The sequence below is a fragment of the Moraxella nasicaprae genome (genome assembly GCF_025643275.1).
Classification (GTDB): Bacteria; Pseudomonadota; Gammaproteobacteria; order Pseudomonadales; family Moraxellaceae; genus Moraxella; species Moraxella nasicaprae.
Genome location: NZ_CP089977.1, coordinates 1,872,881 through 1,899,755, shown reverse-complemented (window position 1 = coordinate 1,899,755; position 26,875 = coordinate 1,872,881). Strand labels below are relative to the sequence as shown.

Sequence of the window (26,875 nt, the reverse complement as noted above, 5' to 3'; positions counted from 1 at the left end):
ACGATGGCACAGACTTTTGAACCAATCGAATCGACCGTACTACATCCAAATCTCATCAGCCCATTGGACGGCAGACGCATCGGTCTAAGAACGCATCGTGAAAAAGACAGACACGGTTATGAATATGATGCAGTGGTACTGGGTGCAGGCCCTGCTGGCGAAGCAGCAGCAATGAAACTTGCCAAGTCAGGTTATCGTGTGGTTGTGATTGACCCTAGAAATCAGGTGGGTGGTAACTCAGCTCATGTTGGCACAATTCCAAGCAAAGCACTGCGTCAGTCGGTCTTTAATGTCATCAACTTTCGCCGAGACCCACTATTTAACCAAGTTAAAGACAGTTATCAAGTGCCGCTAAGCAAAGTGCTTGACCGTGCCAGACAAGTGATTCGCCAGCAAGTCAATACCCATCGCTTGTTCTATGAACGCAACCAAATCGAGGTCATTCACGGCTGGGGCAGTTTTGTTGATGCTCATACGCTAGAAATCACCACTGACGATGGTGAACCAACCAAAACCATCACTTTTAATCAAGCGGTCATCGCTGTTGGTTCTCGCCCTTATCGTCCTGATATTTTGGACTTTGACCACCCACGAGTCTTTGATTCTGACAAGATTTTGCAGATGGATTATCTGGCTCGCCGCATCATCATTTATGGTGCTGGCGTGATTGGTTGCGAATACGCCTCCATCTTTACAGGATTAGGCTATGTGGTTGATTTGATTAACAACAAAGAACAATTGTTAAGCTATCTGGACGAAGAAATCTCAGACGCATTGTCACACGATTTTCGTCAATTTGGCGTGCGTATTCGCAATAATGAAGAGATTGACCATCTAGAAACGCATGATGATTGTGTAATCCTACACCTAAAAAGTGGTAAGAAAATCAAATCCGACGCCATCTTATGGTGTAATGGTCGCACGGGCAATACCGACAGCCTAAACCTAGAAGCAGTGGGTCTGACTGCCAATAGTCGTGGGCAATTGGAAGTTGATAAAACCTATCGCACCAATGTGCCACACATTTATGCCGTTGGCGATGTCATTGGCTGGCCGTCACTTGCCTCTGCCGCCTACGATCAGGGTCGTAATGCCGCAGGGTTTATGGTGGGTGATGAAGACGCTGAATTCATCAACAGCGTGCCTACGGGCATTTATACCATTCCTGAAATTTCCAGTATTGGTAAAACCGAAGCTGAACTGACCGCTGAGCAGATTCCCTATGAAGTCGGTCAGGCTTTCTTTAAGCATTTGGCTCGTTCTCAAATCATTGGCGAACGCTCAGGTGTTCTAAAAATCCTATTCCACCGTGAAACCCTAGAAATTCTAGGCATTCATTGCTACGGTAACCACGCCTCAGAGATTATCCATATTGGGCAGGCGGTGATGAAATGCGGTCATACCTTGGAGTATTTCATTAACACCACCTTTAACTATCCAACGATGGCAGAAGCCTATCGTGTGGCTGCGTTAAATGGCTTGAATAGAATTTTTTAATATAAAGAGGCGGTGTTTTATCACCGCCTCTTTTATTCTATGTAGTAATCAACTCAATGCGACTTAGCCCTTTGTCAATACCGTGAGCATAACGCCTAGGAATCAGCCCTTTAACATGACCATCTTTGGCAACTGTGTGGTATTCACAAATCAGACGCTCCTCGCCCACCTGCACAGGTAGAGTAAAATCAGGTAGTAATCTGATACTAGAATACAATCTCCATGTCACTTTTTTACCTGTGGTAAATTGGTCACTATTGGCACAAAAAACAGAACTACCCTCATTACAGCCAATGTGCGTGAGCGAAAAATCAAAATGGGTATCCAAAATAGGCTTAGCGTTCATAAAACCAAAAATCCTATCGCTGGCATACACATCTTGATGAATATATCGCCACGCCACTTCCCTTAAAAAATTCTGATCAGCAAAACGACCCTCGTCGCCATGTTTGACAATGTAGTCATGCATTTTTTGGGTGATATTTGGAATCATGCCAGCTAACGCACCCCAAAGACCCGCCAAAACAAGCTCTGTATGCGAACCAGAATCTCTAATAGTATGAAATCTTTGACCGCTATCAATCCATTCAGCAACAGTTGTCGCTTCCCTACCCGAAATGACCGAATCTGCATCTCGAAAAATGACACGACCTACCGTCTTGTCATCCATGGCCAAAAAACGCCACATTGTTTTTGGCAGACTCCTATCCCTACCCTGAACATGAACAACTTCGCTACAAGAAGTGGTTAATCGATCAATGGCAGATGATGGCACCGAGTCATCAACATAAAAACGACAAAGCCAATCAGGATACACATCGGCAACCAAGGCTACATTCATGATGGCAGGCTCAATATATGCCGAACTATCACCAAATAATGAAAAACTGATGATATTCTTCCTTTTATTATTACCATCTGGCAACGGCGGTAAAGTTGGTATACTGGTGTTTTGCAAGACATTAAGATGCCTTAGTTCCAATGCCGCTCTACCATAAAGAGCAGCATTTCCCCAATCTTGCATCGCTCCATAAGCGTGGGCTAGCACATCAAAACTGTTAATGTCAGATGAATCAATTTTGATGGCCTGTAAAGCATAATCAATCGCCTCCTGCCAATATTCAAGGCGAATACACATTGTTGCCGCAGCAGACAAAAAGAATGCCTGATGCTCGCCCAGCGTCAATGCTTGGCGAGCAATGGTCAGTCCTTTTTGATAATCGCCTTGCTTTTGGCAAAGCAAAATGAGCTGCTTGGCCTGATATGCTTGCGTATCACTCATTTTCCTCACCCTTGCCTTGAATCTTTTTTGATTGATTAAGGGTTGCAGCAAGCTCCTGCAAGCCCTCAATCTGCACCGTGCGATTTGGGAATGGGATATTGATGCCTTCATCATCAAAAGCATATTTAACCTGTTCTAATAAATCACTTTGCACGGTTAGCCAATGCTCATTTTGCGTCCAGACACGCATACTAAGATTGACTGAGCTGTCCGCCAATGCCATGACCACCACAGTTGGCTCTGGTTCACTCAATACCAGCTGATGCTGTTTTGCCAAATTAAGCATGACAGCACGAGCTTTACGAATGTCTGCATCATAGCCAATGCCAACCTCAATATCCACACGACGGGTTGGTAATGATGAAAAATTGGTGCTAGAACGGGTCATGATGTCGCCATTTGGAATGATGATTTCATGATTGTGTGCCGAACGAATACGGGTATTGACCAAAGTAATGTCTAGCACCGTTCCCATCTGTCCACCAATCTCAACCACATCGCCACGACCAAATGGGCGAAAAATCACAATCAACACGCCTGCTGCCAAATTGGATAATTGGTCTTTTAATGACACACCAATAGCAACGCCAGCCGCACCCAAAATCGCCACAAATGAGTTGGTATTCACACCCAGTTTATTTAATGATGCTAAAATAACTGCAACCAGCATCACGCCATATAGCAGGTTGCCCAAAAAGTTGGCAGCCGTGTTATCCAGACGACTTCGTGCCATCATTAGCTTGGCGACATTCACTAAGCGTTTGCCAATCCACTGACCCACAAAAAAGATGAGCAATGCCAATGCAATACGCCCGCCAAAATCAATACTCATCTGAGTCAAAGTGGCAATATCGATTGGCACACCCAAAAAATCCAATACGCCATTTGTGCCTTGCTCCAAAGTCTCTTTGGTGACATGAGCCGCCTCTTTGGCGACTTCTTTGGCGGTTTCAGCGGCTTTTTGGGCATCAGCAGCGGCCGATGCGACACTCTGTGTTGCCTGTTGTATCTCGTGGTTGGTTTGACTACTCATCATTGCTCCAATATCAACTCATCAATATTCGTATTCTATCAAAACCAACCAGTAATGTGTGATTTTTTATCAATCCGATGACTCATTTTGATACAGTCCTACAACCCTACCCACAATAATAATTGCAGGAGCTGATAAATTGGCAATTTTTTGCTTTTGTACAATATTGCCCAAATTCCCAACCAATACCCTTTGAGTTGGCAAACTGGCATTAGAGACAATCGCCACAGGCGTATCGCTTGGCAAATCGGTCATTAAACTTGCCACAATATTTTCTAAGGCGTGCAGCCCCATATAAAATACCAGCGTTTCATCGGCTTGATAAGTGCTTTTTAGTCCGTCAAAATTATCGCCCGTCTGATAGCACCCCGTCAAAAATCTCACACTTGTCGCCACGCCCCGATGTGTGAGCGGAATGCCCGCACCGCTTGCCCCTGCTAGGCTTGCCGTGATGCCAGAGACGATTTGATAAGGCACGCCAGCCCTTTGGCAGGCAATCATCTCCTCGCCCCCACGCCCAAAAATAAAGGGGTCTCCGCCTTTTAATCTAAGTACTCGTTTGCCAGATTTTGCCAAATCTACAAGCATTTGATTGATTTCATCTTGACTTTTGGCGTGGCAAGAGCGTTTTTTACCCACAAAAATCTTATCGCTGTCTCTGCGACACAATTCCAAAATCTCATCAGACACCAACGCATCGTATAAGACCACATCGGCTTGTTGCATTAACCTTAGTGCTTTAAAAGTTAATAAATCAGGACTGCCTGCCCCTGCTCCGACTATATAAACCTCGCCTTGATTGTGATTGGTTTTTTCAAAATTGGATAACGCTTTTTGTAATTCATCAAGGTTAATATTTTGGCTATTAGCAAATACACCCACGCCATTTAAATTTTCACCAAAAATCTTTTCCCAAAACTTGCGTCTGGCATTGACATTAGGCAAACGCTCTTTTATCGTTTGTCTAAATTGTCCTGCCACTTGTGCCAATTTGCCAATATGGGGCGGTAAGATGCTTTCTATTTTGGCTCGCAATAATCTTGCCAACACGGGCGAATTACCATTGGACGATATGCCAATGGTAATAGGGTCTCTATCCACAATGGCAGGAAAAATAAAATCGCATAATTCTGGCGTATCCACGACATTCACAGGAATATTTAAAATTTTGCAATCTTGATAAATTTGACGGTTTAGCTCATTATCATCGGTAGCGACAATACAAAAGGCAAATTCTGAATTTAAATCCGCTTTATCATAAGATTTAATAATCAATTGATGATTGTCGTCTTTTAATAAGTGTGTTAATTCATCATCAATGGTTTTAGCAATGACGGTAATATTCGCTCCTGCCGATTTCATCAGCGTGGCTTTACGAATGGCAACTTCGCCACCACCAATAATCAATACGCAGCGATTTTTTAAATTAAAAAATAGGGGCAAGGTGTTCATTTTGAAAATAACTTCCTAATTCGGATATTTTAAAATACCGATTTTTATATCTGTCTTTAAAATGGTGCATCATACGCACCTTACGCATTACTGAAACATCGGCAATCCTGCGACCGACTGCCCAAAATGCCCACTCTTTAAATCCTCTAAGGTTTTTAAAATGGTGTCTAATTGCTCATCTTTAACAAAAAAGCCATTCGCCCCTGATTTAAAATAATAACCTGCTTGGTCAAGTCCATAATTACCAAGCAAATAAATACTACCAAAAAAACTTAAATTTCTTAAATGGCGAATTAAACTAAAAGTCCTACCATCTTTAAAGTCTTGCACAAAAAAGATAGTATCATAAAATCCAAAATCATTGACCAATTTTTCAATATCATTGGGCGAATTATCCGCCGTCAAAATGACCGTATGACATTCTTGATTAAAATTTTCCAATTCATCAAACAAAACAGCCGTTTTTAAAAAATTAGCCGTTTGTTCGTGGTTTTTAATAAAATCAAATACCACATTTTCTTGCAACTCACTTGCTTTATGAGTTAATAAAGAAAGATTGACTGGTATTTTGGTAATTTCTTGATTTTCAAATTCAACCAAATACATTTTTAATTCCTATTCAATTTCTTTTATCATATGGCAAATTGCAATTTGCCCCTACACCAATAAAAACCGATAATTACCCATATACCGCTTCTTTAAACGGTGTAATACCCACACGATTTATAAAATCGCCAAAGCGTTCTATTTCATCAGCCGTTTCTTGGCGACCGTCTTTATAGACTTTGGCAATGGTTTTAATGGTATCAGCCACTTCATCAGCAGGCACGGCTTTACCCAATATCTGACCCAATTTGGCATTACTACCGCCATTACCACCAAGACTTATCTGATACCAATGCTCGCCTTTTTTGTCCACGCCCAAAATACCAATATCGCCAATATGATGATGAGCACAGGCATTCATACAGCCAGACATATTTAGCCGTATATCGCCCAAATCATACAAATAATCCAAATCATCAAAGGCTTTTTCAATATTTTGGGCGATGTTATGGGTGGTGGCATTTGCCAAAGAACAATAATCAAAGCCTGGGCAAACAATCATATCGGTGAGCGTACCGATATTGGGGCGAGCCAAATACAGCTCATCTAAGGCTTGCCATAAGTCATATAAATCACTGAGTTTAACATCGGATAAAATGACATTTTGATGATGCGTAACACGAATTTCACCAAAGCTGTATTTGTCCGCCAAATCCGCCAAAGCACGCATTTGATGACTTGTCATATCGCCAGAAGGGATAAATTTTTCTGTGCCGTCTTTGTATTTAATCAGCCCTGCTTTTAAAGAAATCACTACCACACGATAGCCGTTGATTTTATGATTGACGGTATTGTGTTCATACCAGTTTTTAAAATTGATATTGCTGTCTAATTGAGTTTTTAATTTGTTGGTTTCATTTAACAAATCTAAATTTTGATAATCAGGCGAGGTAAAATAACTCTCCGCCTTTTTAAAATGCTCGTCTGTTAAAGTTAATTCACCGTCTTTACTAAATTGCCATTCGTCATTCACCTTTTTGGCAAATTCGTCTTTGCCAATACTATCTACCAATATTTTAATTCTTGCTTTGTATTTATTATCCCGTCTGCCTTCTAAATTATACACACGCAAAATAGCGTCCAAATAAGAGAGTAAATGCTCTCGTGGCAAAAATTCGTTAATTACCTTGCCAATCATCGGCGTACGCCCAAGCCCTCCGCCGACAATGACCTCAAAGCCAATTTGACCGTCTTGCTTGACAAGGTGCAGTCCAATGTCGTGCAGTTGGCTTGCCGAGCGGTCAATTTTTGAGCCGATGACAGCGATTTTAAATTTGCGTGGCAAATAGGCAAATTCTGGGTGGAAGGTGCTCCACTGGCGGATAATCTCACAATAAGGGCGTGGGTCGGCAATCTCGTCCACGCTCACGCCTGCAAAGGGGTCGGTGGTGGTGTTGCGGATACAGTTGCCAGAGGTCTGAATGGCGTGCATTTGATTGTCCGCCAAAACTTGCAAAATATCAGGCACTTTGGGAAGCTCAACCCAGTTAAACTGAATGTTAGTGCGAGTGGTAAAATGTCCGTAGCCACGGTCGTATTCGTCCGCAATCTTGGCAAGCGTGCGAAGTTGGTAGCTTGCAAGAAGTCCGTAGGGAATGGCAACACGGAGCATTGGGGCGTGGCGTTGGATATAAAGCCCATTTTGCAAGCGAATGGGCAAAAACTCATCTTCGGGCAATTCGCCCGCCAAAAACCGCTCGGTCTGATGACGATACTGGGCAACTCGTTCGTTTACTAGGGCTTGGTCGGCGTAGGAATATTGGTACATGAGATTTCCTTATGTGATTGGCAAAATGGCTATCAAAAGTACTGCTTATGTTAATTTTTTGTGTTAAAAAACAAAAATTCCAATACGGCATATCCATATATGATTAAAGGATAAATACAACTCATGCCATGAATGCAAAAAACCGCCCAGATGGACGGTTTTTTATCTTAATAAAAATCACCTTCTAGCTTGATACTCACGCTCAAGACCACGCAATCTTACTTGCTGCAATGCCAAAGCTTTTTTAAGACTATTACTGCCATTAATTGCATATCTAACCACTTCATCATCTGATGCATATTCAGCCCATTCTTTTGCATCATTTGTACGCTGTTGCTGTTGCTGCATCGAACTAACAGCACTTTTTGCCAAAGTTTTAAAAAAACTCATTATAAAATCTCCAAATATGAAAAATTATTCGCCTCGTCTTAAGCGTTCGGCGGTCTGTGCATGCATCTTTGCTTTACCGTATTGCTTTCTTGCTTCAGCATAATAGTAGCCCTCCGCCCCATTTTTTGCCTTAGCCCAAGCCTTTTTTGCCTTACCTTCATGAAAAATAGCCAATTTATCGTACACCTCAGGCGGTTTCGCCATTGCTTACTCCTTATAAAATAAAGTATTGTGAAATTATAAATAATCGGCTATATTACACAAATCCAATATCGACAGTTTTTACCGACAAAGTGGAATATCCATGCAAACACATGATAAAATTCGCCAGTTAAGAGAATTAAAAAAGATTACACAGGAAGAATTTGCCGAGCAACTTGCAATGTCGCCCAGCGGATATTCTAAAATTGAACGAGGCGAATCCAAGCTCAATCTTGATAAATTACAAAAAATCGCTGACCTGCTGGCGGTCAGTATTGTTGATTTGCTACCCACAGAAGGCAATATTATTCACCATCTAAATGGTGCGGTCAATTTTCAAGGAACTTATCATCAATATACTGGCAATAACCAAGATGAAATTGCACGCCTACAACTAATTATTGACCACCAAAAAGAGCTACTGATTCAAAAAGAAAAGGAATTAGCAATTAAAGATGAGATGCTTGCATTGTACCGAACAACTCAAAGCAAAAACTCCTTTTAATGCCCAATGATAAAAAAACCGCCCAGATGGACGGTTTTTTAATGATTGATGAATAAGGTCAGTCTGTGTCAAACTCTTTGCGTTTTTTGGCAAAAAATCTATCAAGCCTATCCATTGCGTCTTCCAAATCCGCCAGATTTGGCAAAAACACCACCCTAAAATGATCAGGCTTATCCCAGTTAAATCCTGTGCCTTGTACAATCAGCACCTTTTCTTCAATCAACAGCTCCATCATGAATTTCATGTCATTATCAATCGGATAGACGGCTGGATCCATCTTGGCAAAACAATAAAATGCCCCTTTTGGCATTGTGCAACTGATGCCCTTGATGGCATTTAGTCGTTTGACCGCCAAGTCTCGCTGCTTGCACAATCTGCCCGATGGAGCGGTCAATGCCTGCATCGATTGATAGCCACCCATCGCTGTTTGAATGGTGTATTGAGCTGGTACATTGGCACACAGACGCATACTAGCAAGCATCGTCAAACCCTCAATAAAGTCAGTCGCATGGTCTTTTTTGCCAGACAACATCAGCCAGCCTGCACGGTATCCAGCGATGCGATGCGACTTGGACAGACCGTTATAGGTCAGTACCAAGCAATCTTCGGCAATGGTGCACATGGGCGTATGTACCGCTTCATCATACAAAATACGATCATAAATCTCATCTGCCATCACCACCAAATGATGCTTGGCGGCAAGGTCTGCGATGGCTTTGAGGGTTTCGTTAGAGTACAACGCCCCTGTTGGGTTGTTGGGGTTGATGACCACGATACCTTTGGTGCGTGGCGTGATTTTGCTTTCAATATCCGCCAAGTCAGGCTGCCAATCATTCTCTTCGACACAGCGATAATGCACCGCCTTACCGCCAGCCAAATGAGTGGCTGCCGTCCACAGTGGATAGTCAGGCATAGGAATAAGAACCTCATCGCCATCATCAAGCATTGCCTGCATGGTCATGACAATTAGTTCGCTCACACCATTACCAATGTACACATCGCCAACATCGGTCGCACCAATCAATCCTTTGGCTTGATAATATTGCAAAATTGCCTTGCGAGCAGAAAAAATCCCCTTCGAATCTGAATAACCAGACGCCTCCGCCAAATTCATCGCCACATCTTTGATGATTTCATCAGGAGCAACCAAACCAAATGGTGCAGGATTGCCAATATTTAGCTTAATGATGCGTTGCCCTTCTGCCTCCATGCGATTGGCAGTTTGTAATAATTCGCCACGAATGTCGTAGCAGACATTGGCAAGTTTGTTGGATTTTTTTAGTGGTTGAATGGTTTGGTTTGGCATAGTGGTGTACCTTGATGGATTATTATCATGTTGATGATATTGATGTTGTGTCTTGGGCAAATTGGGCGATTGCACCGATGGTTCGCCACGCAACAGATAGCTTTCGCTCACACCAAGCACTTGGGCAAGAATGGGTAATTTGCTACTGACAATGCCATTTTTGCCACATTCCCAGTTGGCAATCGCACCACGACTGACGGTCGCTCCCGCCAAAGTCATCTGATTGGCAAGCTCTTGGGCGGATAATCCCAACGCTTTGCGACTTTGTTTGAGGCGTTCGCCTTGTGCCACAGCGTCAATATTGGCGACATATTGGGAATGTTTGTTCATTGGTCGGCTTAACTCACAATCAAATCAATGGCAGTATCATAACTGCAAGACCATTATTTTGCAAGCATAACTTTACAAAAATACACCGATTATCTGTTTTATTTTTTATAATGCAAGATAATCTTGCAAAAATATCACCATAAACCTTGCTCACCACCATCATTTGGGCTACAATAACAATCACAGCATAGACCATAATAGGTGCATATATGACAAAAGTTTTAGACAAACAGACCATACAGCAGATGAGCGATGCTGACTGGCGTGCATATCTTGGCGATGAATTGGCGTACTATGTGCTACGCCAAAAAGGCACAGAGCGAGCTTTTACGGGCATCTATACAGATACAGATATCATGGGTGTATATCGTTGTCGTGGCTGTCATTCGCCATTATTCACCAGTCAAAGTAAATTTCATTCTGGCTGTGGCTGGCCTAGCTTTGATGCCGCCCTACCCAATGCGGTTGATGAAACGGCTGATTTTTCACATGGTATGATACGCACAGAAATCACTTGTCATCATTGTGGCGGACATCTGGGGCATGTGTTTGATGATAATCACATCACACCCACAGGGCTTCGTTACTGTATCAACTCAGTCGCCATCACGCTTGACGAACAACCCTAACCCAACAAAAAACCCATCAATCAACTTGACTGATGGGTTTTGGTTATGTTTTTAAAATCACAATTTGGTCACTTCTTCGGCTTGCAATCCTTTTTCGCCTTCGGTAACCACAAATTCGACCGCCTGCCCTTCTTTTAGTGAACGATAACCCTCGCTTTGGATTGAGCGAAAATGCACAAACACATCCTCACCAGTTGCACGCTGGATAAATCCAAAACCCTTAGCGTCATTAAACCATTTTACAGTGCCTTGTTCACGAGACATAACTAATTTCCTTGACAATCGATGGGGCAAGCCCAGTAGTTCACAGTCGGCAAAATCGCCTAATTCATCTGTCTGATTTGCTTTCAGACCTTTTCATCATACCACGATAAAAATAGAATACAAGTGGCAAACAACAGGAAAATCAACAAAATATTGACTATTTTATTAAAAAATATCCATAAACAATCTTGGTACTGAAAATTTAATGCAAAAACACCATAAATGCACTACAATACAAACAAACTCACCAGAGAAAATTATATGACAAACAAAACCATCGCCCTGATTAATGGTGCTAATCTACATCTGCTTGGCAAGCGAGAACCTGACATCTACGGCAGCACAACGCTGCACGACATCGAGCATCGATTGACCAAAAAAGCCTTAGAACACGGCATTAAGCTCATCACCTTGCAGTCCAATCATGAGGGTCAAATCGTTGATTTTATTGGAGAAGTTGGGTTATTAAGTAGCAGTCCTATTGATGGCATCATCATCAATCCTGCTGCATTCACGCATACTTCGGTTGCCATTCGTGATGCCCTAGCCGCCCTAAACAAACCATTCATCGAAGTACATCTGTCTAATGTACACGCCAGAGAGTCGTTTCGTCAGCATTCTTATTTTTCGGATAAGGCGGTTGGTGTGATTTGTGGCTTGGGGGATTTGGGCTATGACATGGCGTTGGATTGGTTTATTGCCCATTTTCAATGAGACACGCATGCACCAAAGGACTGACGGCTAATCCAGCAGTCCCAAGGCTTTTAGCTGAGTCTTGCCATCTTCTGGTAATTTGTCAAGCAATGCCAGACGCATATTCTCATCGCCTTTTGTGAATACCAAGCTGACCAGCGGCAATACCTCAAATGGCAAATCGTCAATCTTTTGGGCAAAACTTGCCAAATAATAAGCACCATCGACATCATCATCGCTCATCACTCGATGATAGAGTGTCTGCCAAGCCAGCTGGCTAGCCCCACCGTGTCGCATCATCAAATGAATAGCTTGCAATGCGGTGTTTGGCGTGTTGCAGATACTAATGATTTGTTCTGAGATTTGCTTGATGGTTTGCATAAAATTCCTACCAATCTTCGTACATTATCAATCAAAGACACCCATAAAAAACGACCATCAAAAGATGGTCGATGTGTCAATCCATGTCGTGCGATTAGACTTCTGGGCTGTGCTCTTCAATCAAGGGCTTTAACTCGCCTGATTGATACATTTGCAAAATAATATCACTACCACCAATCAGCTCGCCATTGACCCATAGCTGTGGGAAAGTTGGCCAGTTGGCAATCAGAGGCAAAGTGGCACGAATTTCAGGATTTTCTAGGATATTAACAAAAGCAAAAGGACGACCAATCTGGGTCAGCACTTCTACTGCACGAGCAGAAAAACCACATTGAGGGAACTGAGGTGTGCCTTTCATGTATAGCAGAACGGCATGGTCTTTGATTTGATTTTCAATCAATGATTTGATTTCTGGGTTAATGTCACTCATCATCGTACTCCAAAATTAGATATTGACCTATTTTAGCATAAATTGGGGAAAATATCGCACATTTCAAGCCTTGTTCGCACCAATTTGCCAAAATTTATCCGCCAAAAGCTCATCACTCATCAAAACAGTGGCAAATTCGCCATGCAAACTGGTAAGGCTAATGTCGTGAACAAGCTGGCTATCGTAGTGTGTGCCATTAAAGCCCACTCTGTCAAAAGTTGCCGTACCGTCCGCCACCACAAATGCGGTAAAGCCTAAGTTCCCTGCCATTCTTGTCGTGGTAGAAATACAGTGATTGGTCGTTAAACCAGCAATCACCAGCGTATCAATACCACGAACTTTTAATTGATATTCTAAATCTGTGCCAATAAACGCAGAATTAACCGTTTTTTCAATCACAATCTCGCCACTCATTGGAGCGGTTAGGGGCTTAAACTCATTACCGATTTGATTGGGTCTCAGTGGCGAATTGGGGTCGGTGGAATTATGCTTGATATGGAAAATGGGCATTTGGTAATTGCGCCATTGTTGTAATAAATGAAAACAAACCTGCTCACAGTTTGGGTTATTGCGATGACCGCCCCAATGGTCGTGATTATCAAAACCAACTTGCAAATCAATTAACAACAGAGCGGTATTTTGATTTATCATAAATTTTCCCATTCAAATCATCCTAAAAAAACCGCTACAATCTGTCAGGTGCGTACCACTATGATAATGTATTAAATTGGCGTGCAATACACGCACCGACAAATTGGCTAATTTTTGAATTTTTTATCAGCAAAATTAATCCACTTTTTGTAGCAGCACCACAGAGCTTGCAAATATCCCCTCGCCACGCCCAAGATAGCCCATTTTTTCATTGGTGGTTGCCTTGATACTCACGCAGTCCACACCCACCCCCAAAATGGTAGCGATACATTCACGCATTGATTGATTATGCGGACTTAGTTTAGGGGCTTCACAAATGACCGTCATGTCAGCATTGATAAGATGATAACCTTTTGATTTGATTAAATCATTTACCACCTTTAACATCTCTTTACTGTCCGCCCCACGCCATTTGTCGTCCGTATCAGGAAAGTGCATTCCAATATCGCCCAATGCCAACGCCCCAAGCATGGCGTCCATCAAAGCGTGAAGCAGTACATCACCGTCCGAGTGTGCCTTAATGCCGTGCGTGTGCGGGATTTTGATACCGCCAAGCGTGATAAAGTCGCCTGTGGTAAAACTATGAACATCAAGTCCTTGACCGATTTTTAGCATGGTATTTTCTCTGGTTAAATTTGGCAAATTATAACACAATTTGTGTATGCATTGTGCTAAAATAACTTGCAATCAACCCAAAAACACCCCCGACCACCATGCCAAAACCGCTCATCACAAGCCTTAGCGTGTTATTGCTTGCCATTACGATTGCCAGCATCAAACCTTTATATTGGCAAAGTTATCTGCTACATCAAATGGGCACACTCATTTTAATGATACCGATGGCGTATTTATTTGTTAAACACAAAATAAGCACCACTAGCCTGTATGCAATGACAGCCTTTTTGTTATTACATATTTTTGGGGCGGTATGGTCTTATTCTTATGTGCCTTATGATGAATGGAGTATGGCAATTTTTGGGATTTCTATTAGCGACACTTTTAATTTTAAAAGAAATATGTATGATAGAATGGTGCATTTTGGTTATGGGCTTTTATTATATCCACTCATTTATGATGTCATCAAACGCCACTTTTATCAAAATACCCACAGGCAATTCGTATTCATCGCCCTACTCATCAATATGGCAAGCAGTTTGATGTATGAATGGTTTGAATGGGGATTGACTTTGGTATTATCCCAAAATGACGCTGAAAATTATAACGGACAACAAGGCGATATGTGGGACGCTCATAAAGATATGGCATTGGCATTTGTTGGAGCAATAATAACAAGTACAGTTTACCCCAAAAAATCTTGAATTATCACATTTTATCCCCAAATTGAAATAAATTTTATAGAGAATGAGAATGAACCAAAACACCAACAAAAAAGTCATCGTCGGTATGTCTGGCGGTGTGGACTCTTCGGTATCTGCCGCCCTACTCTTAGAACAAGGCTATCAAGTAGAGGGTCTGTTTATGAAAAACTGGGAAGAGGACGATGGCACCGAGTATTGCACCGCTTTGGAGGACTTGGCGGACGCACAAGCGGTTGCTGATAAATTGGGCATACATTTGCACACCGCCAATTTTAGTGCCGAATATTGGGACAATGTCTTTGAGCATTTTTTGGACGAATATCGTGCAGGTCGCACACCCAATCCTGATATTTTGTGCAATAAAGAAGTTAAATTCAAAGCCTTTTTGGACTATGCCTTGACACTTGGGGCGGACTACATTGCCACAGGGCATTATGTTAGAAAAGGGCAACTTATTGATAATAAAGCACAATTACTTCGTGGACTGGACGAAAACAAAGACCAAAGCTATTTTTTGTATGCAGTCTCTGGCGATAAAATTGCCAAAACCTTATTCCCTGTGGGCGAGCTAGAAAAGCCAGCCGTGCGAGCGATTGCCGAAAAATACGGACTTGCAACCGCCAAGAAAAAGGATAGTACAGGCATTTGTTTTATTGGCGAGCGAAAATTTAAGGACTTTTTGCAAACTTATCTGCCTGCCCAAAAAGGCGACATTTATAGCGATGATGGGGTCAAGCTGGGTACGCACGATGGTTTGATGTATTACACCATCGGACAGCGAGGCGGTATTGGCATCGGCGGGGTCAAAAATCGCCCTGATGAGCCGTGGTTTGTGCTACACAAAGACCTAGAAAATAACCGCCTGATTGTCGGTCAAGGGCATAACCACCCTTATTTGATGAGCAATGAACTGACCGCCTATAAATTGGACTGGGTAACTGCCCCACCCCAAAACGGTCAAAAACTTGTTGCCAAAACCCGCTACCGCCAGCCCGACCAAGCCTGCACCGTGTATACCGAGGGCGACAAAATCCGTGTGGTCTTTGATGAGCCACAACGAGCGGTAACACTTGGGCAGTCGGTGGTGCTGTATGATGGCGAGATTTGTCTGGGTGGTGGTGTGATTGATTGGTGTGATGCCAAAATTGTCTAAGTCATTGATTTTTTAAAAAACCGCTCAATGATGAGCGGTTTTTTTATTGAATGATGGTACAAGCATTCCCAAATGTCAATCTTGAACCACAGGATAAAAAGGCTTACCCCAATCCCTGTCCGCATTTTGCAAAATAATTTCAATCATGAATGGCAAAATCCGAGATAAAATTGCACAAGCATCTTTGACCTGCTGGCGATTGACAGAACTATGATGTGTCGCTCCGCCATGCACAATCTGATTACGCAATGTATAAATATGCGAAAATAAAGCCGTCAAAATAACAACCGTATCCTTGCTAGCAAGTGCGTTATAGGCCTTTTTTTGACTAAGCTCAAAATCCTCTTGCCACGCCCTTTCGCTAATCAACCCATTTTGATAATCCCAAAAAGGCTGAAAAGTATAACGATTATCCAGTAATACACGGATATTGCCAGAATATGTATTCCAAATCAAATGATAGATTTTACTATCCACATCGAACTGACAAATGCGATATAAAAACTCAACAAAAGCCCCTTTGTCGGTATTTCTGATGTGTGATAAATCGTTGGCATAAATGGCATTAAACGCAATCCATAGGAAAATAAATCTACTATCCAAATCGTCACTACGCTCAGCTTGTTCAAGCCAACTTAATGCACGATGGATACGCAGACGAATGGATTGTGGATATTGATGGCGATTATCTTGATAAAACTGGGAAATTTCCAATGTCATGATACCTCCTGTTGGATTGAATATGTTCTGCTAGGCATTACAATCAATACATCTCATGCCATAACAAACCCTTGACTTCATTCAAATAACTAATCTCATGTTAAAATACAACAGCAGCAAAATGCTGCTGTTGTATAGACACTATGCCAATTTCGCCTTTAACTGACTTAGCTGCATAATCAACAAAGACAATTCTTGACTTTCACCATCTAAAATCTCATTTTGTTCTTGAAATTTTTGTTGCCATGGTAGGAAAAATCCATCTATCTGGCTTTGCCACTCCCGATATAGATTCATCTGAAAATCATCAGCCAACTTTCTAGATGCATCTCGGCATTGAGCTATGTATCTTTCTCTAGCTCGTCTTTCCTCCTCCATCTGTCTTTCCATCGCCTCTCTTTGCTTGTGTTCATTCCATAATTCCATTCCAATGGAAATAACACTAACAATAGGGGCTGCAAATCTAACAATATTCTCAGCCATTCTTTTCATGGCAACATTGCCAATTCCTTTCATTAAATCTGGTGCAATCATCTTAATGCCAGCAAGCGATTGACGAATGCCCTCAACGCCCAACTGATCAATGATATGCATACCGCTTTGCAATAACGATGTGTTAATCCCAGTACCATCATAAGCAGTAGATGATTTCTCTAAATCATGATTGGGGCTAAAATTATCCAATCGAATATTTAGACTGGAAGTCTGTGGAAGCATTAATTCTAATTCATCAGTATATTTACCAATGCGTAAAATTGCATCATTCAATGCATCTGTGACGCTCATATCTACACGCTGAACTTGTTGGTTAATCAACCCTTCAATCTGCTGTTCCATATTGGCGTTTTCACCACTTAATGCAGATAAAAGCAAGCTTTCAACCCGTTCTTTTAATTCATAAGATGCATCTTTAATATCTCTCTTAGCCAGTCCTTTGACTGATGCATTGCAGGTAGCAATTTCTTTTAAAACATTATTATACGCTTTCTTGACATCATCACTATTGTTTGTAATATCCAGATGATTGATATATCCATCTAAATAATTATGCAAACTGGTTTTAAGTGATGAATAAACATCATTAGACTCAATAGTGTCATCAATAAATCTATCTATCGCTTGCTCAACCTCCAAAATACGACTCATTTCAATCAGCTGAGTATTATTTTTCTTTTTACCATTTAATGCACGCTTTGCATTTACGGTATAAATTGGAATGTCTTTAAGCACATCATGCATATTTTTTTGACCAGCCTTTTCCTGTATTAGGGCATAAGTTTGATCTTTTAATTTGATACGATCCGTCTCTTGCAAGTCGTGCTTTTCATTAAAAATCAAAAAAATCTTTTTTTGCTTTTCAATTAAAAACAATAGCTTATCAAGCGTTGCCTGTTCCTCCACCACACCTGATGGATTGACAACAAACAAAACAATGTCAGATTTTAGTAACTGCTCATCAGCAATTCTTTCATGTTCAATGGGTGCATCAATGCCTGGTGTGTCTAAAATCTCATAATTTTTATACCGATATGCAGATACTTTGGCAGTTAGCGGAATGTCGTCGGTAGCTGCCAATTCTTCTCCGAGCAATGCATTGATAAAAGTACTCTTACCAGCATTATAAACCCCATAAACCATGATGGACAGTTGAGGATTTTTCTTTTTTTCTTCAAACCACTTAGCGACAGACCCAAAATCCTGTTGCTGACTATCATCTTTTTCAACAAGAGCCTTGACATCGTCATAAGTGTTGAACAATTCTTGAAAATCATTAGTCATGATACACCTGTTACAATTTTGCCTCAATCTCGTTTTGAATATTATTTACAGCACTTTTGAACAACCCAATTTCTTGCTCAATGCTTAACTGCAAATCTGTGGCTGTTTTTAGAGTTCTCTCTATCAACACCTGCTGAAACTCTCCCATATGCTCTCTGGTGATGTCTTGAAGTTGACTACTGATGGCTTGGCGAATGGACATCAGATTATCCCCAGAACGCTCATAGACATACCTTGTCTCCCTGCGGGAAGACCTACCCAAGAGACCACCGACAAAACCGCCGACAAAACCACCTATGGCTGTACCCACCACAGGTATCGCCGAGCCAATCGCTGCACCTGTTGCCGCACCTATCGCCGCACTGGAGCCTCTGTTGCCAGCCACATATTTACCCTCTGCCACTCTTACAGTCTCAATTTGAAACTTAGGAATACTCAAAGTTGCATTGTTCTTGATGCTGTCGGTCAATCCTTGTTCCATTTCAGATAATATCTGAGTAATGATTTTGGTCTGCGATTCATCAAATAGCTGATTGTGCTTTTCTTGTAGCGTTGCTTGCAATTGATTTAATGCAGCTTCCACCTGGCTTGCACTATCTTCTCGATTGGCAATGATGGCATCAAATCTTTCATGCAAAATATCATACATGGTAGATTGAATGTGTCTAATTTCATCGCCCACCAATCTAGGAACTTCTCTTTGGATTCTTTGAATCGGTTGGTGCAATTCTTCTAATGCAGTCTCAATATCACTGACATCTTGGGCAAAGCCGTTAATGTAGTGCTTGAAATTCAACATAGGAACTTTTTGTTTTAATTTAACACCCTCTTCACTGGCAACTTGGTGTAATTTTTCAAACAACTGCCCCATGCCGCTGTCATGGAAATTGACCGCATTATCCGCGTTCATCTGTGCATATCTGGCAGAAAAAGAAATGATATCAATATTATCTGTCTTACCTTGCAACTCTGGCAATTTCTCCAAAGTCTCTCGCACATGATTGATTTGTCTTTGGCGGCGTTCCTTGTCTTTCATCACAATGACTTGAACCAATTCACCCTTGCTATTGACATCTTCATCTGTATCATCACTGCCTGTGATAAGTAGTAGGATTTTTTTATCCGCTCTATACAGCTCCAAAATCTCCCTGATATCCGACTCCCTGCCCGGAGAATCGGACTTCATGGTGTACAAAATCAAATCCGAATGCTCAACATACTGTTTTGCCAAATCACCATTTTGAGCATTGACCGAATGCAGACCTGGAGAATCCACCCAAGTCAAACCCGACAAGCTAAAACCCTGGATTGAACTGGTTGCTTCTGTTGCACCGACACGGAAACTTTTATTTTTTTCAGCTTCTCGCTCCGCATCTCCATATTTAAATTCAGCTCTTTCGCCAGAAAAATATTCTGGGTGAAATCTGACATCAATACTTTTTTGCAATTCAGGTGTTGGATCTGTATTGCCCCACGCCACATAGTTGCCCAGTGAGCTTTTTCCCGACTTTACTTTACCATACACAAATACCAATAAAGAATCATTGAAGCCAGAACGAAAACCTACGCCCTTATCCTGCTGCTGAATTTTTTCATTCCATTTACCAATGGTGCTTTGCAAGGTTGCATTGATTTGTTGCAAGGCTGGCGATAGTGGGTTTTCTGATGAAAGCTGACTGCTGGAATTGGCAATATGAGCCAAAGTATTTTTTTGAAATTGATTGAGAGCTGTATCAAAATTTTGCTCTTGTTGCTTAGCATCTTTTAAGGCTTGAGCAAAATCCTGCTTGAGATTTTCAAAAGTCTCCAACATCTGCTCTCTAAATATTGTATGTTGTGTCATAATATATACCTCTTTATTGTTTAAATCATCACTAAGAACCAGCAATTTCTTTTAGCAGGTCATTGATTTCCAAAAGCAATCTGATGTCCTGTAAGAATTCATCTGTTAGTACCAAACCAGATTCATACAACACACCAAAATTAAAAATCACTCTTTGGAAAAGTCGTTGAGCATCGCTTTTTAGTAAATTAAGATGCGACCATCGTTGAGAGTCAGCAATGGTGTTTAAAAAATATCGATAAGCATAATCATCAGTACCATCAAGAATATCATCATCAAAGGTGGCACCTGAAACAGCATCGATGGCACGACTGGTTTCAATAACTCGGCTAATCTCCACAATCGTTCTTTCTAACGATACGCCAAATATTTCATTTTTATCATTTCTGTCAAATAAAGACCGATGACGATTTTCAGAAAGTTGGACAGCGGAAGTGTATTGCCTTGGCTGAGCAATCCCATGGCTGGATAAAATATCCATCAATTGCCTTTTGCTCATCTCCAAGTATTCGTCTAATAATATTTGAGCTTCTTTTGCACTAAGGGACATTTTATCCTCCCAAGAGATTTAGTTTAATAATTCGCCTAGGTGTCGGCCTGCTGTTTGATTTTGTATAGCTCTTTATCAATTTTTGACAGCAATCTCATATCTTGGCGAAACTCCTCAGTGAGTGTAAAACCATTGCTATACAATGAATTTTTATACAATGAATAAAAGTTCACCGACACTCTTTGAAATACAGATTGGGCATCGGGCTGAATTCTATTAAGATATTTGTAACGAATCGTCTGCTTAAAGAGATTGACTTCATGATCTCTATAATGATCCATGTCTTCAATGGCTTCATCAAGGAGTAGCTCAAATTGACTTTCCTTCATGTCATCTCTATCAAAAACACAGATTTCCAACTCATCATCTAAGTCGATATCATCTGTCTCAAACGAGCATGAGGTTGGTTCAAGAATACCCTGCTCAGTCAAGACACTCATCAGCTGATTCCCTTCTTTTTCTAAGTATTCACTTAGTGAAGTTAGAATCTCTGAACGAGCTTTTTCTCGGCGTGCCTCTTCAAGATCCTCGCCGTCATCATCGTCGTCATAGTTTCCACCAGAGCTACTAGCAGCAGCAAGCAAAGCTCCACCAAGTAGAGCGGCACCGCCAATCAATAATGGTAATGGCATCTTTATACTCCTAAAAGATAATCAATGTATTAAAGATTTATTTATCTGACGTACTTCTTGTTTAATTTTTTGCAATGTGTCATCAAGCCGGGATAACAGCTCCATATCCTGACAAAATTCATCAGTTGGTGTCAAAACACAATCATACAGTGAATAAAAATTGGCAGTCACTCGCTGGAAAATAAATCGATGAGTATCAACTCCTTTTTTTGGAGCAAAATGCGTCCATTTCTTAGAAGTGGCAAACACACGACCAAGTTCAGATTTTTTGTCTGATTTATCCAATACTTGATTTAAATCAATGTTTTGAATAGAGTTTTCTATAAAACTTGACAGTGAATACTCTTTGATTTTTTGAGTCGAGTTACCAAGGAGGACACCAAAGATACTATTAACGGCAAAACCAAATGATGCACCAGATACTGATGGAGATGAAATTGGAGTATTGGCACGCCGATTATTTCTTGCGAAAATTCTAACCGACAATACATCAGGCTTTCCAATGGTTGCCACATCAGACTTACACACCATCGACTGAACAATGCCTTGCTCAGCCAAGATGCTCATCAGCTGATTCCCTTCTTTTTCCAAGTATTCACTTAGTGAAGTTAGAATCTCTGAACAAGCTTTTTCTCGGCGTGCCTCTTCAAGATCCTCGTCGTCATCGTCGTCATGGTTTCCACCAGAGCTACCAGCAGCAAGTAAAGCTCCGCCAAGTAGAGCACCGCCAATCAATAATGGTAATGGCATCTTTATACTCCTAACAGATAATAAATATATTGAACATCAGACCGGTTTGGTTTGATGTGTTTCTTGCGAAATTTTCCGCAAAGTAGTATTAATTCTCGAAAGCAATCTCATATCCTGACAAAATTCATCAGTTGGTGTCAAAACACAATCATACAGTGAATAAAAATTGGCAGTCACTCGCTGGAAAATAAATCGCTGGTTATCAGCTCCTTTTTTTGGAGCAAAATACGCCCATTTCTTAGAAGTAGCAAAAACATGGCCAAGTGCTGACATGCTGCCCGATTCATTAGGTGTCATGGAGCGCTCGATAAAATCCGATAACAAACCTTTTTTAATTCTATCATCAACTACATAATTGCGTCGTCTTGGTCTATTCCCACCATAAATCAACCCATGATCTAATATTGATGAACTCCAATAATTAAATCCTGGTTCATGATTGCGTCGTCTTGGTCTATTCCCGCCATAATTCAACCCATGATCTAATATTGATGAATTCCAATCATTAAATCTTGGTTCATGATTGCGTCGTCTTGGTCTATTCCCGCCATAATTCAACCCATGATCTAATATTGATGAATTCCAATCATTAAATCTTGGTTCATGATTGCGTCGTCTTGGCATTGGAACTCTTGATTGATTCTGGGAATTGACACCCTTGCCATTATTTGCTCTTGAAAAAATTCTAACCAACAATGCATCAGGTTTTTTAATGGTTGCCACATAAGGCTTACACACCATCGGCTGAACAATGCCTTGCTCAGCCAAGATGCTCATCAGCTGATTCCCTTCTTTTTCTAAGTATTCACTTAGTGAAGTTAAAATCTCTGAACGAGCTTTTTCTCGGCGTGCCTCTTCAAGATCCTCGCCATCATCGTCGTCATCATAGTTTCCACCAGAGCTACTAGCAGCAGCAAGCAAAGCTCCGCCAACTAGCACAGCACCGCCAATCAAGAATGGTAATGCCATCTTTATACTCCTAAAAGATAATAAATGTATTGAACATCAGACCGATTTAGTTATCTGATGTACTTCTTGTTCAATTTTTTGCAATGCGTCATCAAGCTGGGATAACAGCTCCATATCCTGACAAAATTCATCAGTTGGTGTCAAAACACAATCATACAATGAATAAAAATTGGCAGTCACTCTCTGGAAAATAAATCGCTGGTTATCAGCTCCTTTGGTGGGAGCAAAATACGCCCACTTCTTAGAAGTGGCAAACACACGACCGAGTTCAGATTTTTTGCCTGATTTATCCAATACTTGATTTAAATCAATGTTTTGAATAGAGTTTTCTATAAAACTTGGTAGTGAATGTTCTTCAATTCTTTTACCATTACCGAGGATCGATAAAGGTTTAAATACATCTTCACTCGCACGCAATGAATCACGAGCACTTTTATCATTTGTGAAAACTCTAATCTCCATCCCTAATGTTATAGGTAACCACCCGAAGAGTGAAACACGTGCAGGTACCACATAAGGCTTACACACCATCGACTGAACAATGCCTTGCTCAACCAAGATGCTCATCAGCTGATTCCCTTCTTTTTCTAAGTATTCACTTAGTGAAGTTAAAATCTCTGAACGAGCTTTTTCTCGGCGTGCCTCTTCAAGATCCTCGCCGTCATCGTCGTCATAATCACCATCATTATTACCTAAAACACTCGAAAGTGTTTTTTTAACAATTCTTTCTTCAATAGGGTTTCTTGCTGTTGTAGTTGGAATACTTCCACCAAGTAAATATTTCCACATACCAATCTCTCATCATAGTTCATTGTATTGCTTTTCACGAGCTTTGACTTCGGGTCTGATCACATCAAGGATATGGTCATCGACTTTTTTCAAAGCTTGATAATATGGCGTAAATATCTCTGTCTGCAACTGCTTCAACTCTCGCTCAATAGCCACCAATTCAGTCTGATACTGTTGTAGTTTATGATTTTTTCTTTGCTTTCTAACATGATTAGCATTTTCCTTGATGAGCTTTTGGATATGGTCTCTTAGAAGTAAAATATGACTTTGCTCAATCAGCACATCTTTATGCTCTTTCTCGCCTTTGTGATAGCGAGTATTGGAGATTTGAAAACATTGTGGTGAAAATCCTAGTTCGTCACGGCATTGTTTTAGGATTTTCTCCTGAATTTCTTTAACTTTTTCTGGTGATTCTTTATCAATTTTACTAATGACAATAATGATATTTTCAGAAGCATATTTGCCAAAAGAATTTGCCACCTCTTTAAGAAAATCAACTTCTACCTGCTCTAATTCACCTTGTAGCTGATGAACAAATAGCACCACATCTGCCTGCGCCACACCCTTTAAAGCTTCTGCATTATCTTCGGCATTGGCATCTAAACCAGGAGTGTCCAAAAATACGCAACCATCCGCAACCAGTCGATGAACTTCGGCAGTTTCCCTAATGTCATTCGTTTTAAAATATTCTTTATCAATATTATGAGTTAGCATATTTAGCAAATAACTTTTACCTGCGTTCATCAAACCCCAAGTTGCAACAACAGGGGTCTCTGACTCGTTATTTGTGTCTAATTGATGTTTTTTTTCTTTCAAAATTAACTGAGCCTGTTTGATTAACCGCTCAACTCTTTGCTTGGCATTCATAGATAACTCCTATACATGATTAAATTAATTTTACAATTACAGAATGCAAATTCATTTTATTTGGTTAGACTTTGTCTGCTATTAGTTTTGCAAGTTTTTACACACTTGCACATTGATGTCAACAAACTCCTCCCAAGAAATTTGATTGATAAGATAAGTTTTATAATAGTCCTCCACTCGACAAACCAGCGGTCTGTCATTATAAATCTGACACAAATTTGTCTGACAATCCAAATGGTGACAAATACCGTCCCCTCTGTCCAAAAATGCTGTCATTTCACTAAGATGAATTCGTCGACAGCATTGACCACAAGCTGTACAAGGAAATGTCGTTAAATCTGATATGTTCAACATTGGAATCATGAACGATCAAAACACCCACACTAATCCACTAAAAATAATCAATACCACATTGGCTATCAACCGCTTTCAACGAATCACACTAAACTTTGCCAGTGATAGAAGTTTTTCGGTCAGACTTTTGCAATCATCACATTTACCTTCCTGAGGCGTATCTGATTTTGTAAATAAATGCAGTAGAGGCATCGGGTCTTCTGTCATCTTAGTGTACACTTTGCCACAGCTGGTGCATTTAAACTTCTTTGGCGTCGAAATATTAGGGGTAATAAATGACATCTCACTCTCCCATACCAAGATAATCTTTTAGCCCATCTTCCAATCGTTCTTGCCAGCCATCTGGACTGATGATTTTTAGATGCGGCAGCCAATAGCGAACCAAAGGAAAAATCTGTTTTTCATCAACAATCACACTAGATAACAACAAATCTCCATTATCCAGTTCCTTGATTAATTTTTGCTCTGGCAACAGCTTTCTTTGAGCAAAATGAGCAGCCACTGTTGCGTTAACTTTTAAGATAACTTCAACTTTATTTTTGCCAAACCAAATACTCTCACTTTGTTTGAGTTGTTCTACAAATTCGGTTTGAACATCAAATTTTTGTGCCAAAATAGACAGCTTGCTCATTCTGCTTAGGCGATAGGCTTTCAATTCATCATCTTTGACCGCCGCCAAATACCAGCACCCTCGATGATGAACGATTTGGTATGGTTTGACCTGTCTTGAACCACCTTTATATACAAAAGAAATCTCACGCTGTTCCTGAATTGATTGTTTAATTTGGCTAATTAAATCCTCAAACTGCGTAGCATCTTCAAATGTATAGCCTTTGACCGAATACACCTGCGCGGCTCTTTCGTCTAAAATCTCTCTTAAAAAAGAAACATCAAGATTGGGATATAGCTTAGCAATGCCAGAAATCTGAGCAAAATTGCGAATGTCTTTGTAGCTTAGCTGTCCAAGATAATTCACCGACAATCGATAGTGACCCGCTTGTTTTTCTAAGGGTAAGAACGCCAGACGCTCATCAATATCTCGCATGATGGTTCGGCGACTGACTTGATATTTTTGTGCCAAATCATCGACTGATAAACTCTCGCCAGTATTGAGCATGGTTAGTATATCCGCCAGTCGATATGCCAATTTTTCATGCAGCGATTTGCTCATTGATTGATTTCCTATTTCATAAGATAAAATTATCAATATATCATAACATTCTTGATGAACAAGATGATTTTTAGTAGCAATATCACCCAAAAAAAATCGTACTCAATATAGGTACAAAATTTTCTAATTGTACTCATTTTGGGTAATTTGTCAATATATCGTAAATATAGCGAATGACAAAAAGTATTTATAGCTCAGAAATGATAGCCCTTCGCCATTGGTTACGCCAAGAACGGCTAGAACATCGACTTACCATGCGACAGCTTGCCCAGCGATTGGGCAAGCCTCATTCTTATGTGCAGCGAGTCGAAGAAGGTGATCGTCGCCTTGATATTGTAGAATTTGTTTGGTATTGTCAGGCATTACAAATCGATCCTTTGGTTGGTTTGCAACTCATTCATCAGAACAAAAACCCACAATGCTCGTCATCAAATGCAGTATAACAAAGCAAATTGACAGGTTGTGTCATCGCTAATGGCTTTTGCCAATCATCTTATTGTGCTGTTGCACTCTTAATGATTGGTTTTATTTACAAAATAAGCAATTTTTAATAACAAAACC

32 protein-coding genes are annotated in these 26,875 nt (G+C 40.8%); 7 read left to right on the top strand and 25 right to left on the bottom strand.

Translation table 11 applies throughout. From position 1 onward, the window contains the following. The first annotated feature begins 3 nt into the window (after nucleotides 1-3). On the top strand, nucleotides 4-1,497 hold the full coding sequence (gene sthA / locus LU297_RS08995) for a Si-specific NAD(P)(+) transhydrogenase (protein WP_432806291.1): 1,494 nt from the start codon (nucleotides 4-6) through the stop codon (nucleotides 1,495-1,497). Between the two features lie 37 nt (nucleotides 1,498-1,534). Here sthA and LU297_RS08990 read toward each other — a convergent pair whose 3' ends face one another. The 7 genes from LU297_RS08990 to LU297_RS08960 all read right to left on the bottom strand — a co-directional run bounded on the left by LU297_RS08990 (nucleotide 1,535) and on the right by LU297_RS08960 (nucleotide 8,232). Beyond that, complete coding sequence (locus LU297_RS08990; protein ID WP_263076178.1) at nucleotides 1,535-2,779, bottom strand: tetratricopeptide repeat protein; 1,245 nt, start codon at nucleotides 2,777-2,779, stop codon at nucleotides 1,535-1,537. Further along, complete coding sequence (locus tag LU297_RS08985) at nucleotides 2,772-3,812, bottom strand: mechanosensitive ion channel family protein (protein WP_263076177.1); 1,041 nt, start codon at nucleotides 3,810-3,812, stop codon at nucleotides 2,772-2,774. Before LU297_RS08985 ends, LU297_RS08990 begins: the two co-directional genes overlap by 8 nt. 69 nt (nucleotides 3,813-3,881) lie before the next feature. Then, on the bottom strand, nucleotides 3,882-5,264 hold the full coding sequence (gene cysG / locus LU297_RS08980; RefSeq protein WP_263076176.1) for a siroheme synthase CysG: 1,383 nt from the start codon (nucleotides 5,262-5,264) through the stop codon (nucleotides 3,882-3,884). 87 nt (nucleotides 5,265-5,351) lie between these two features. Beyond that, nucleotides 5,352-5,870, bottom strand: a complete 519-nt coding sequence (locus tag LU297_RS08975; RefSeq protein WP_263076175.1) for a DUF934 domain-containing protein — start codon at nucleotides 5,868-5,870, stop codon at nucleotides 5,352-5,354. Between the two features lie 73 nt (nucleotides 5,871-5,943). Further along, nucleotides 5,944-7,638, bottom strand: a complete 1,695-nt coding sequence (locus tag LU297_RS08970) for a nitrite/sulfite reductase (RefSeq protein ID WP_263076174.1) — start codon at nucleotides 7,636-7,638, stop codon at nucleotides 5,944-5,946. Between the two features lie 177 nt (nucleotides 7,639-7,815). After that, nucleotides 7,816-8,028 carry a hypothetical protein gene (locus tag LU297_RS08965; protein WP_263076173.1) on the bottom strand — a complete coding sequence of 71 codons (213 nt, stop codon included), beginning with the start codon at nucleotides 8,026-8,028 and terminating at the stop codon, nucleotides 7,816-7,818. 24 nt (nucleotides 8,029-8,052) lie between these two features. Further along, nucleotides 8,053-8,232: a hypothetical protein gene (locus tag LU297_RS08960; protein ID WP_263076172.1), complete on the bottom strand. Its 180-nt coding sequence runs from the start codon at nucleotides 8,230-8,232 to the stop codon at nucleotides 8,053-8,055. 100 nt (nucleotides 8,233-8,332) lie between these two features. Between LU297_RS08960 and LU297_RS08955 the strand changes: the two genes are divergently transcribed. Continuing rightward, nucleotides 8,333-8,734: a helix-turn-helix domain-containing protein gene (locus LU297_RS08955; RefSeq protein ID WP_263076171.1), complete on the top strand. Its 402-nt coding sequence runs from the start codon at nucleotides 8,333-8,335 to the stop codon at nucleotides 8,732-8,734. Between the two features lie 58 nt (nucleotides 8,735-8,792). Here the strand turns inward: LU297_RS08955 and LU297_RS08950 are convergent, their stop codons facing one another. Continuing rightward, the gene (locus LU297_RS08950) at nucleotides 8,793-10,259 is read right to left on the bottom strand and encodes an aminotransferase class I/II-fold pyridoxal phosphate-dependent enzyme (RefSeq protein ID WP_432806290.1); all 1,467 of its coding nucleotides are present in this window, start codon (nucleotides 10,257-10,259) and stop codon (nucleotides 8,793-8,795) included. A 320-nt stretch (nucleotides 10,260-10,579) separates the two neighbouring features. Between LU297_RS08950 and msrB the strand changes: the two genes are divergently transcribed. Next, on the top strand, nucleotides 10,580-10,999 hold the full coding sequence (gene msrB / locus LU297_RS08945) for a peptide-methionine (R)-S-oxide reductase MsrB (protein ID WP_263076169.1): 420 nt from the start codon (nucleotides 10,580-10,582) through the stop codon (nucleotides 10,997-10,999). A gap of 57 nt (nucleotides 11,000-11,056) precedes the next feature. Here the strand turns inward: msrB and LU297_RS08940 are convergent, their stop codons facing one another. After that, entirely contained in the window at nucleotides 11,057-11,263 is a 207-nt protein-coding gene (locus tag LU297_RS08940) for a cold-shock protein (RefSeq protein WP_263076168.1), read from the bottom strand. Between the two features lie 261 nt (nucleotides 11,264-11,524). Here LU297_RS08940 and aroQ point away from each other — a divergent pair, with 261 nt between their 5' ends. Further along, nucleotides 11,525-11,977 carry a type II 3-dehydroquinate dehydratase gene (gene aroQ, locus LU297_RS08935; protein ID WP_263076167.1) on the top strand — a complete coding sequence of 151 codons (453 nt, stop codon included), beginning with the start codon at nucleotides 11,525-11,527 and terminating at the stop codon, nucleotides 11,975-11,977. A gap of 27 nt (nucleotides 11,978-12,004) precedes the next feature. Here the strand turns inward: aroQ and LU297_RS08930 are convergent, their stop codons facing one another. From LU297_RS08930 to ispF, 4 genes are all read right to left on the bottom strand, one after another. Next, nucleotides 12,005-12,337 (bottom strand): hypothetical protein, encoded by a 333-nt coding sequence (locus LU297_RS08930; RefSeq protein WP_263076166.1) that lies wholly within the window; start codon nucleotides 12,335-12,337, stop codon nucleotides 12,005-12,007. Nucleotides 12,338-12,431: 94 nt separating this feature from the next. Next, nucleotides 12,432-12,767 carry a Grx4 family monothiol glutaredoxin gene (gene grxD, locus LU297_RS08925; protein ID WP_078277525.1) on the bottom strand — a complete coding sequence of 112 codons (336 nt, stop codon included), beginning with the start codon at nucleotides 12,765-12,767 and terminating at the stop codon, nucleotides 12,432-12,434. Nucleotides 12,768-12,830: 63 nt separating this feature from the next. Then, nucleotides 12,831-13,418 (bottom strand): cysteine hydrolase family protein, encoded by a 588-nt coding sequence (locus LU297_RS08920; RefSeq protein WP_263076165.1) that lies wholly within the window; start codon nucleotides 13,416-13,418, stop codon nucleotides 12,831-12,833. A gap of 135 nt (nucleotides 13,419-13,553) precedes the next feature. Beyond that, nucleotides 13,554-14,033 carry a 2-C-methyl-D-erythritol 2,4-cyclodiphosphate synthase gene (gene ispF / locus LU297_RS08915; protein ID WP_263077383.1) on the bottom strand — a complete coding sequence of 160 codons (480 nt, stop codon included), beginning with the start codon at nucleotides 14,031-14,033 and terminating at the stop codon, nucleotides 13,554-13,556. Between the two features lie 98 nt (nucleotides 14,034-14,131). On the opposite strand from ispF, the gene LU297_RS08910 reads away from it, so the two are divergent. Both LU297_RS08910 and mnmA read left to right on the top strand, forming a co-directional pair. Then, nucleotides 14,132-14,737: a DUF2238 domain-containing protein gene (locus tag LU297_RS08910; protein ID WP_263076163.1), complete on the top strand. Its 606-nt coding sequence runs from the start codon at nucleotides 14,132-14,134 to the stop codon at nucleotides 14,735-14,737. 49 nt (nucleotides 14,738-14,786) lie between these two features. Then, nucleotides 14,787-15,890: a tRNA 2-thiouridine(34) synthase MnmA gene (gene mnmA, locus LU297_RS08905; protein WP_263076162.1), complete on the top strand. Its 1,104-nt coding sequence runs from the start codon at nucleotides 14,787-14,789 to the stop codon at nucleotides 15,888-15,890. 75 nt (nucleotides 15,891-15,965) lie between these two features. On the opposite strand, the gene LU297_RS08900 is transcribed toward mnmA, so the two are convergent. The 12 genes from LU297_RS08900 to LU297_RS08845 all read right to left on the bottom strand — a co-directional run bounded on the left by LU297_RS08900 (nucleotide 15,966) and on the right by LU297_RS08845 (nucleotide 26,314). Further along, nucleotides 15,966-16,610 (bottom strand): HEPN domain-containing protein, encoded by a 645-nt coding sequence (locus LU297_RS08900; protein ID WP_263076161.1) that lies wholly within the window; start codon nucleotides 16,608-16,610, stop codon nucleotides 15,966-15,968. A 141-nt stretch (nucleotides 16,611-16,751) separates the two neighbouring features. After that, nucleotides 16,752-18,389, bottom strand: a complete 1,638-nt coding sequence (locus LU297_RS08895; protein WP_263076160.1) for a GTPase — start codon at nucleotides 18,387-18,389, stop codon at nucleotides 16,752-16,754. Between the two features lie 10 nt (nucleotides 18,390-18,399). Further along, nucleotides 18,400-20,232 carry a dynamin family protein gene (locus LU297_RS08890; protein WP_263076159.1) on the bottom strand — a complete coding sequence of 611 codons (1,833 nt, stop codon included), beginning with the start codon at nucleotides 20,230-20,232 and terminating at the stop codon, nucleotides 18,400-18,402. A gap of 31 nt (nucleotides 20,233-20,263) precedes the next feature. Next, nucleotides 20,264-20,782 carry a hypothetical protein gene (locus LU297_RS08885; protein WP_263076157.1) on the bottom strand — a complete coding sequence of 173 codons (519 nt, stop codon included), beginning with the start codon at nucleotides 20,780-20,782 and terminating at the stop codon, nucleotides 20,264-20,266. Nucleotides 20,783-20,817: 35 nt separating this feature from the next. After that, complete coding sequence (locus LU297_RS08880) at nucleotides 20,818-21,414, bottom strand: hypothetical protein (RefSeq protein WP_263076156.1); 597 nt, start codon at nucleotides 21,412-21,414, stop codon at nucleotides 20,818-20,820. Nucleotides 21,415-21,435: 21 nt separating this feature from the next. Further along, complete coding sequence (locus LU297_RS08875; protein WP_263076155.1) at nucleotides 21,436-22,164, bottom strand: hypothetical protein; 729 nt, start codon at nucleotides 22,162-22,164, stop codon at nucleotides 21,436-21,438. A 36-nt stretch (nucleotides 22,165-22,200) separates the two neighbouring features. After that, nucleotides 22,201-23,133, bottom strand: a complete 933-nt coding sequence (locus LU297_RS08870) for a hypothetical protein (RefSeq protein ID WP_263076154.1) — start codon at nucleotides 23,131-23,133, stop codon at nucleotides 22,201-22,203. A gap of 36 nt (nucleotides 23,134-23,169) precedes the next feature. Next, nucleotides 23,170-23,922, bottom strand: coding sequence for a hypothetical protein (locus tag LU297_RS08865; protein ID WP_263076153.1), 753 nt, complete (start codon nucleotides 23,920-23,922; stop codon nucleotides 23,170-23,172). Between the two features lie 12 nt (nucleotides 23,923-23,934). Next, on the bottom strand, nucleotides 23,935-24,789 hold the full coding sequence (locus tag LU297_RS08860) for a GTPase (RefSeq protein WP_263076152.1): 855 nt from the start codon (nucleotides 24,787-24,789) through the stop codon (nucleotides 23,935-23,937). An 81-nt stretch (nucleotides 24,790-24,870) separates the two neighbouring features. Then, a complete protein-coding gene (locus LU297_RS08855; RefSeq protein ID WP_263077382.1) occupies nucleotides 24,871-25,143 on the bottom strand; it encodes a YkgJ family cysteine cluster protein in 273 nt (90 codons plus the stop codon). A gap of 75 nt (nucleotides 25,144-25,218) precedes the next feature. Beyond that, nucleotides 25,219-25,425 carry a hypothetical protein gene (locus tag LU297_RS08850; RefSeq protein WP_263076151.1) on the bottom strand — a complete coding sequence of 69 codons (207 nt, stop codon included), beginning with the start codon at nucleotides 25,423-25,425 and terminating at the stop codon, nucleotides 25,219-25,221. Nucleotide 25,426: 1 nt separating this feature from the next. Next, a complete protein-coding gene (locus LU297_RS08845; RefSeq protein ID WP_263076150.1) occupies nucleotides 25,427-26,314 on the bottom strand; it encodes a helix-turn-helix transcriptional regulator in 888 nt (295 codons plus the stop codon). Nucleotides 26,315-26,487: 173 nt separating this feature from the next. Between LU297_RS08845 and LU297_RS08840 the strand changes: the two genes are divergently transcribed. Further along, entirely contained in the window at nucleotides 26,488-26,757 is a 270-nt protein-coding gene (locus LU297_RS08840) for a helix-turn-helix domain-containing protein (protein ID WP_263076149.1), read from the top strand. Nucleotides 26,758-26,875 lie beyond the last annotated feature (118 nt).

Coding starts and splice junctions, on each gene's coding strand:
- LU297_RS08850 (WP_263076151.1), bottom strand. CDS start 25,425: ATGTCATTTATTACCCCTAATATTTCGACGCCAAAGAAGTTTAAATGC.
- LU297_RS08870 (WP_263076154.1), bottom strand. CDS start 23,133: ATGGCATTACCATTCTTGATTGGCGGTGCTGTGCTAGTTGGCGGAGCT.
- LU297_RS08880 (WP_263076156.1), bottom strand. CDS start 21,414: ATGCCATTACCATTATTGATTGGCGGTGCCGCTCTACTTGGTGGAGCT.
- LU297_RS08970 (WP_263076174.1), bottom strand. CDS start 7,638: ATGTACCAATATTCCTACGCCGACCAAGCCCTAGTAAACGAACGAGTT.
- LU297_RS08960 (WP_263076172.1), bottom strand. CDS start 8,232: ATGGCGAAACCGCCTGAGGTGTACGATAAATTGGCTATTTTTCATGAA.
- LU297_RS08990 (WP_263076178.1), bottom strand. CDS start 2,779: ATGAGTGATACGCAAGCATATCAGGCCAAGCAGCTCATTTTGCTTTGC.
- LU297_RS08920 (WP_263076165.1), bottom strand. CDS start 13,418: ATGATAAATCAAAATACCGCTCTGTTGTTAATTGATTTGCAAGTTGGT.
- grxD (WP_078277525.1), bottom strand. CDS start 12,767: ATGAGTGACATTAACCCAGAAATCAAATCATTGATTGAAAATCAAATC.
- LU297_RS08950 (WP_432806290.1), bottom strand. CDS start 10,259: ATGACTTTGGCGGGAGCGACCGTCAGTCGTGGTGCGATTGCCAACTGG.
- ispF (WP_263077383.1), bottom strand. CDS start 14,033: ATGCTAAAAATCGGTCAAGGACTTGATGTTCATAGTTTTACCACAGGC.
- LU297_RS08855 (WP_263077382.1), bottom strand. CDS start 25,143: ATGTTGAACATATCAGATTTAACGACATTTCCTTGTACAGCTTGTGGT.
- LU297_RS08940 (WP_263076168.1), bottom strand. CDS start 11,263: ATGTCTCGTGAACAAGGCACTGTAAAATGGTTTAATGACGCTAAGGGT.
- mnmA (WP_263076162.1), top strand. CDS start 14,787: ATGAACCAAAACACCAACAAAAAAGTCATCGTCGGTATGTCTGGCGGT.
- LU297_RS08860 (WP_263076152.1), bottom strand. CDS start 24,789: ATGAATGCCAAGCAAAGAGTTGAGCGGTTAATCAAACAGGCTCAGTTA.
- LU297_RS08875 (WP_263076155.1), bottom strand. CDS start 22,164: ATGCCATTACCATTATTGATTGGCGGTGCTCTACTTGGCGGAGCTTTA.
- LU297_RS08985 (WP_263076177.1), bottom strand. CDS start 3,812: ATGAGTAGTCAAACCAACCACGAGATACAACAGGCAACACAGAGTGTC.
- sthA (WP_432806291.1), top strand. CDS start 4: ATGGCACAGACTTTTGAACCAATCGAATCGACCGTACTACATCCAAAT.
- LU297_RS08955 (WP_263076171.1), top strand. CDS start 8,333: ATGCAAACACATGATAAAATTCGCCAGTTAAGAGAATTAAAAAAGATT.
- LU297_RS08975 (WP_263076175.1), bottom strand. CDS start 5,870: ATGTATTTGGTTGAATTTGAAAATCAAGAAATTACCAAAATACCAGTC.
- LU297_RS08900 (WP_263076161.1), bottom strand. CDS start 16,610: ATGACATTGGAAATTTCCCAGTTTTATCAAGATAATCGCCATCAATAT.
- aroQ (WP_263076167.1), top strand. CDS start 11,525: ATGACAAACAAAACCATCGCCCTGATTAATGGTGCTAATCTACATCTG.
- cysG (WP_263076176.1), bottom strand. CDS start 5,264: ATGAACACCTTGCCCCTATTTTTTAATTTAAAAAATCGCTGCGTATTG.
- LU297_RS08840 (WP_263076149.1), top strand. CDS start 26,488: ATGACAAAAAGTATTTATAGCTCAGAAATGATAGCCCTTCGCCATTGG.
- LU297_RS08845 (WP_263076150.1), bottom strand. CDS start 26,314: ATGAGCAAATCGCTGCATGAAAAATTGGCATATCGACTGGCGGATATA.
- LU297_RS08885 (WP_263076157.1), bottom strand. CDS start 20,782: ATGTCCCTTAGTGCAAAAGAAGCTCAAATATTATTAGACGAATACTTG.
- LU297_RS08910 (WP_263076163.1), top strand. CDS start 14,132: ATGCCAAAACCGCTCATCACAAGCCTTAGCGTGTTATTGCTTGCCATT.
- LU297_RS08895 (WP_263076160.1), bottom strand. CDS start 18,389: ATGACTAATGATTTTCAAGAATTGTTCAACACTTATGACGATGTCAAG.
- LU297_RS08930 (WP_263076166.1), bottom strand. CDS start 12,337: ATGCAAACCATCAAGCAAATCTCAGAACAAATCATTAGTATCTGCAAC.
- LU297_RS08865 (WP_263076153.1), bottom strand. CDS start 23,922: ATGTGGAAATATTTACTTGGTGGAAGTATTCCAACTACAACAGCAAGA.
- msrB (WP_263076169.1), top strand. CDS start 10,580: ATGACAAAAGTTTTAGACAAACAGACCATACAGCAGATGAGCGATGCT.
- LU297_RS08965 (WP_263076173.1), bottom strand. CDS start 8,028: ATGAGTTTTTTTAAAACTTTGGCAAAAAGTGCTGTTAGTTCGATGCAG.
- LU297_RS08890 (WP_263076159.1), bottom strand. CDS start 20,232: ATGACACAACATACAATATTTAGAGAGCAGATGTTGGAGACTTTTGAA.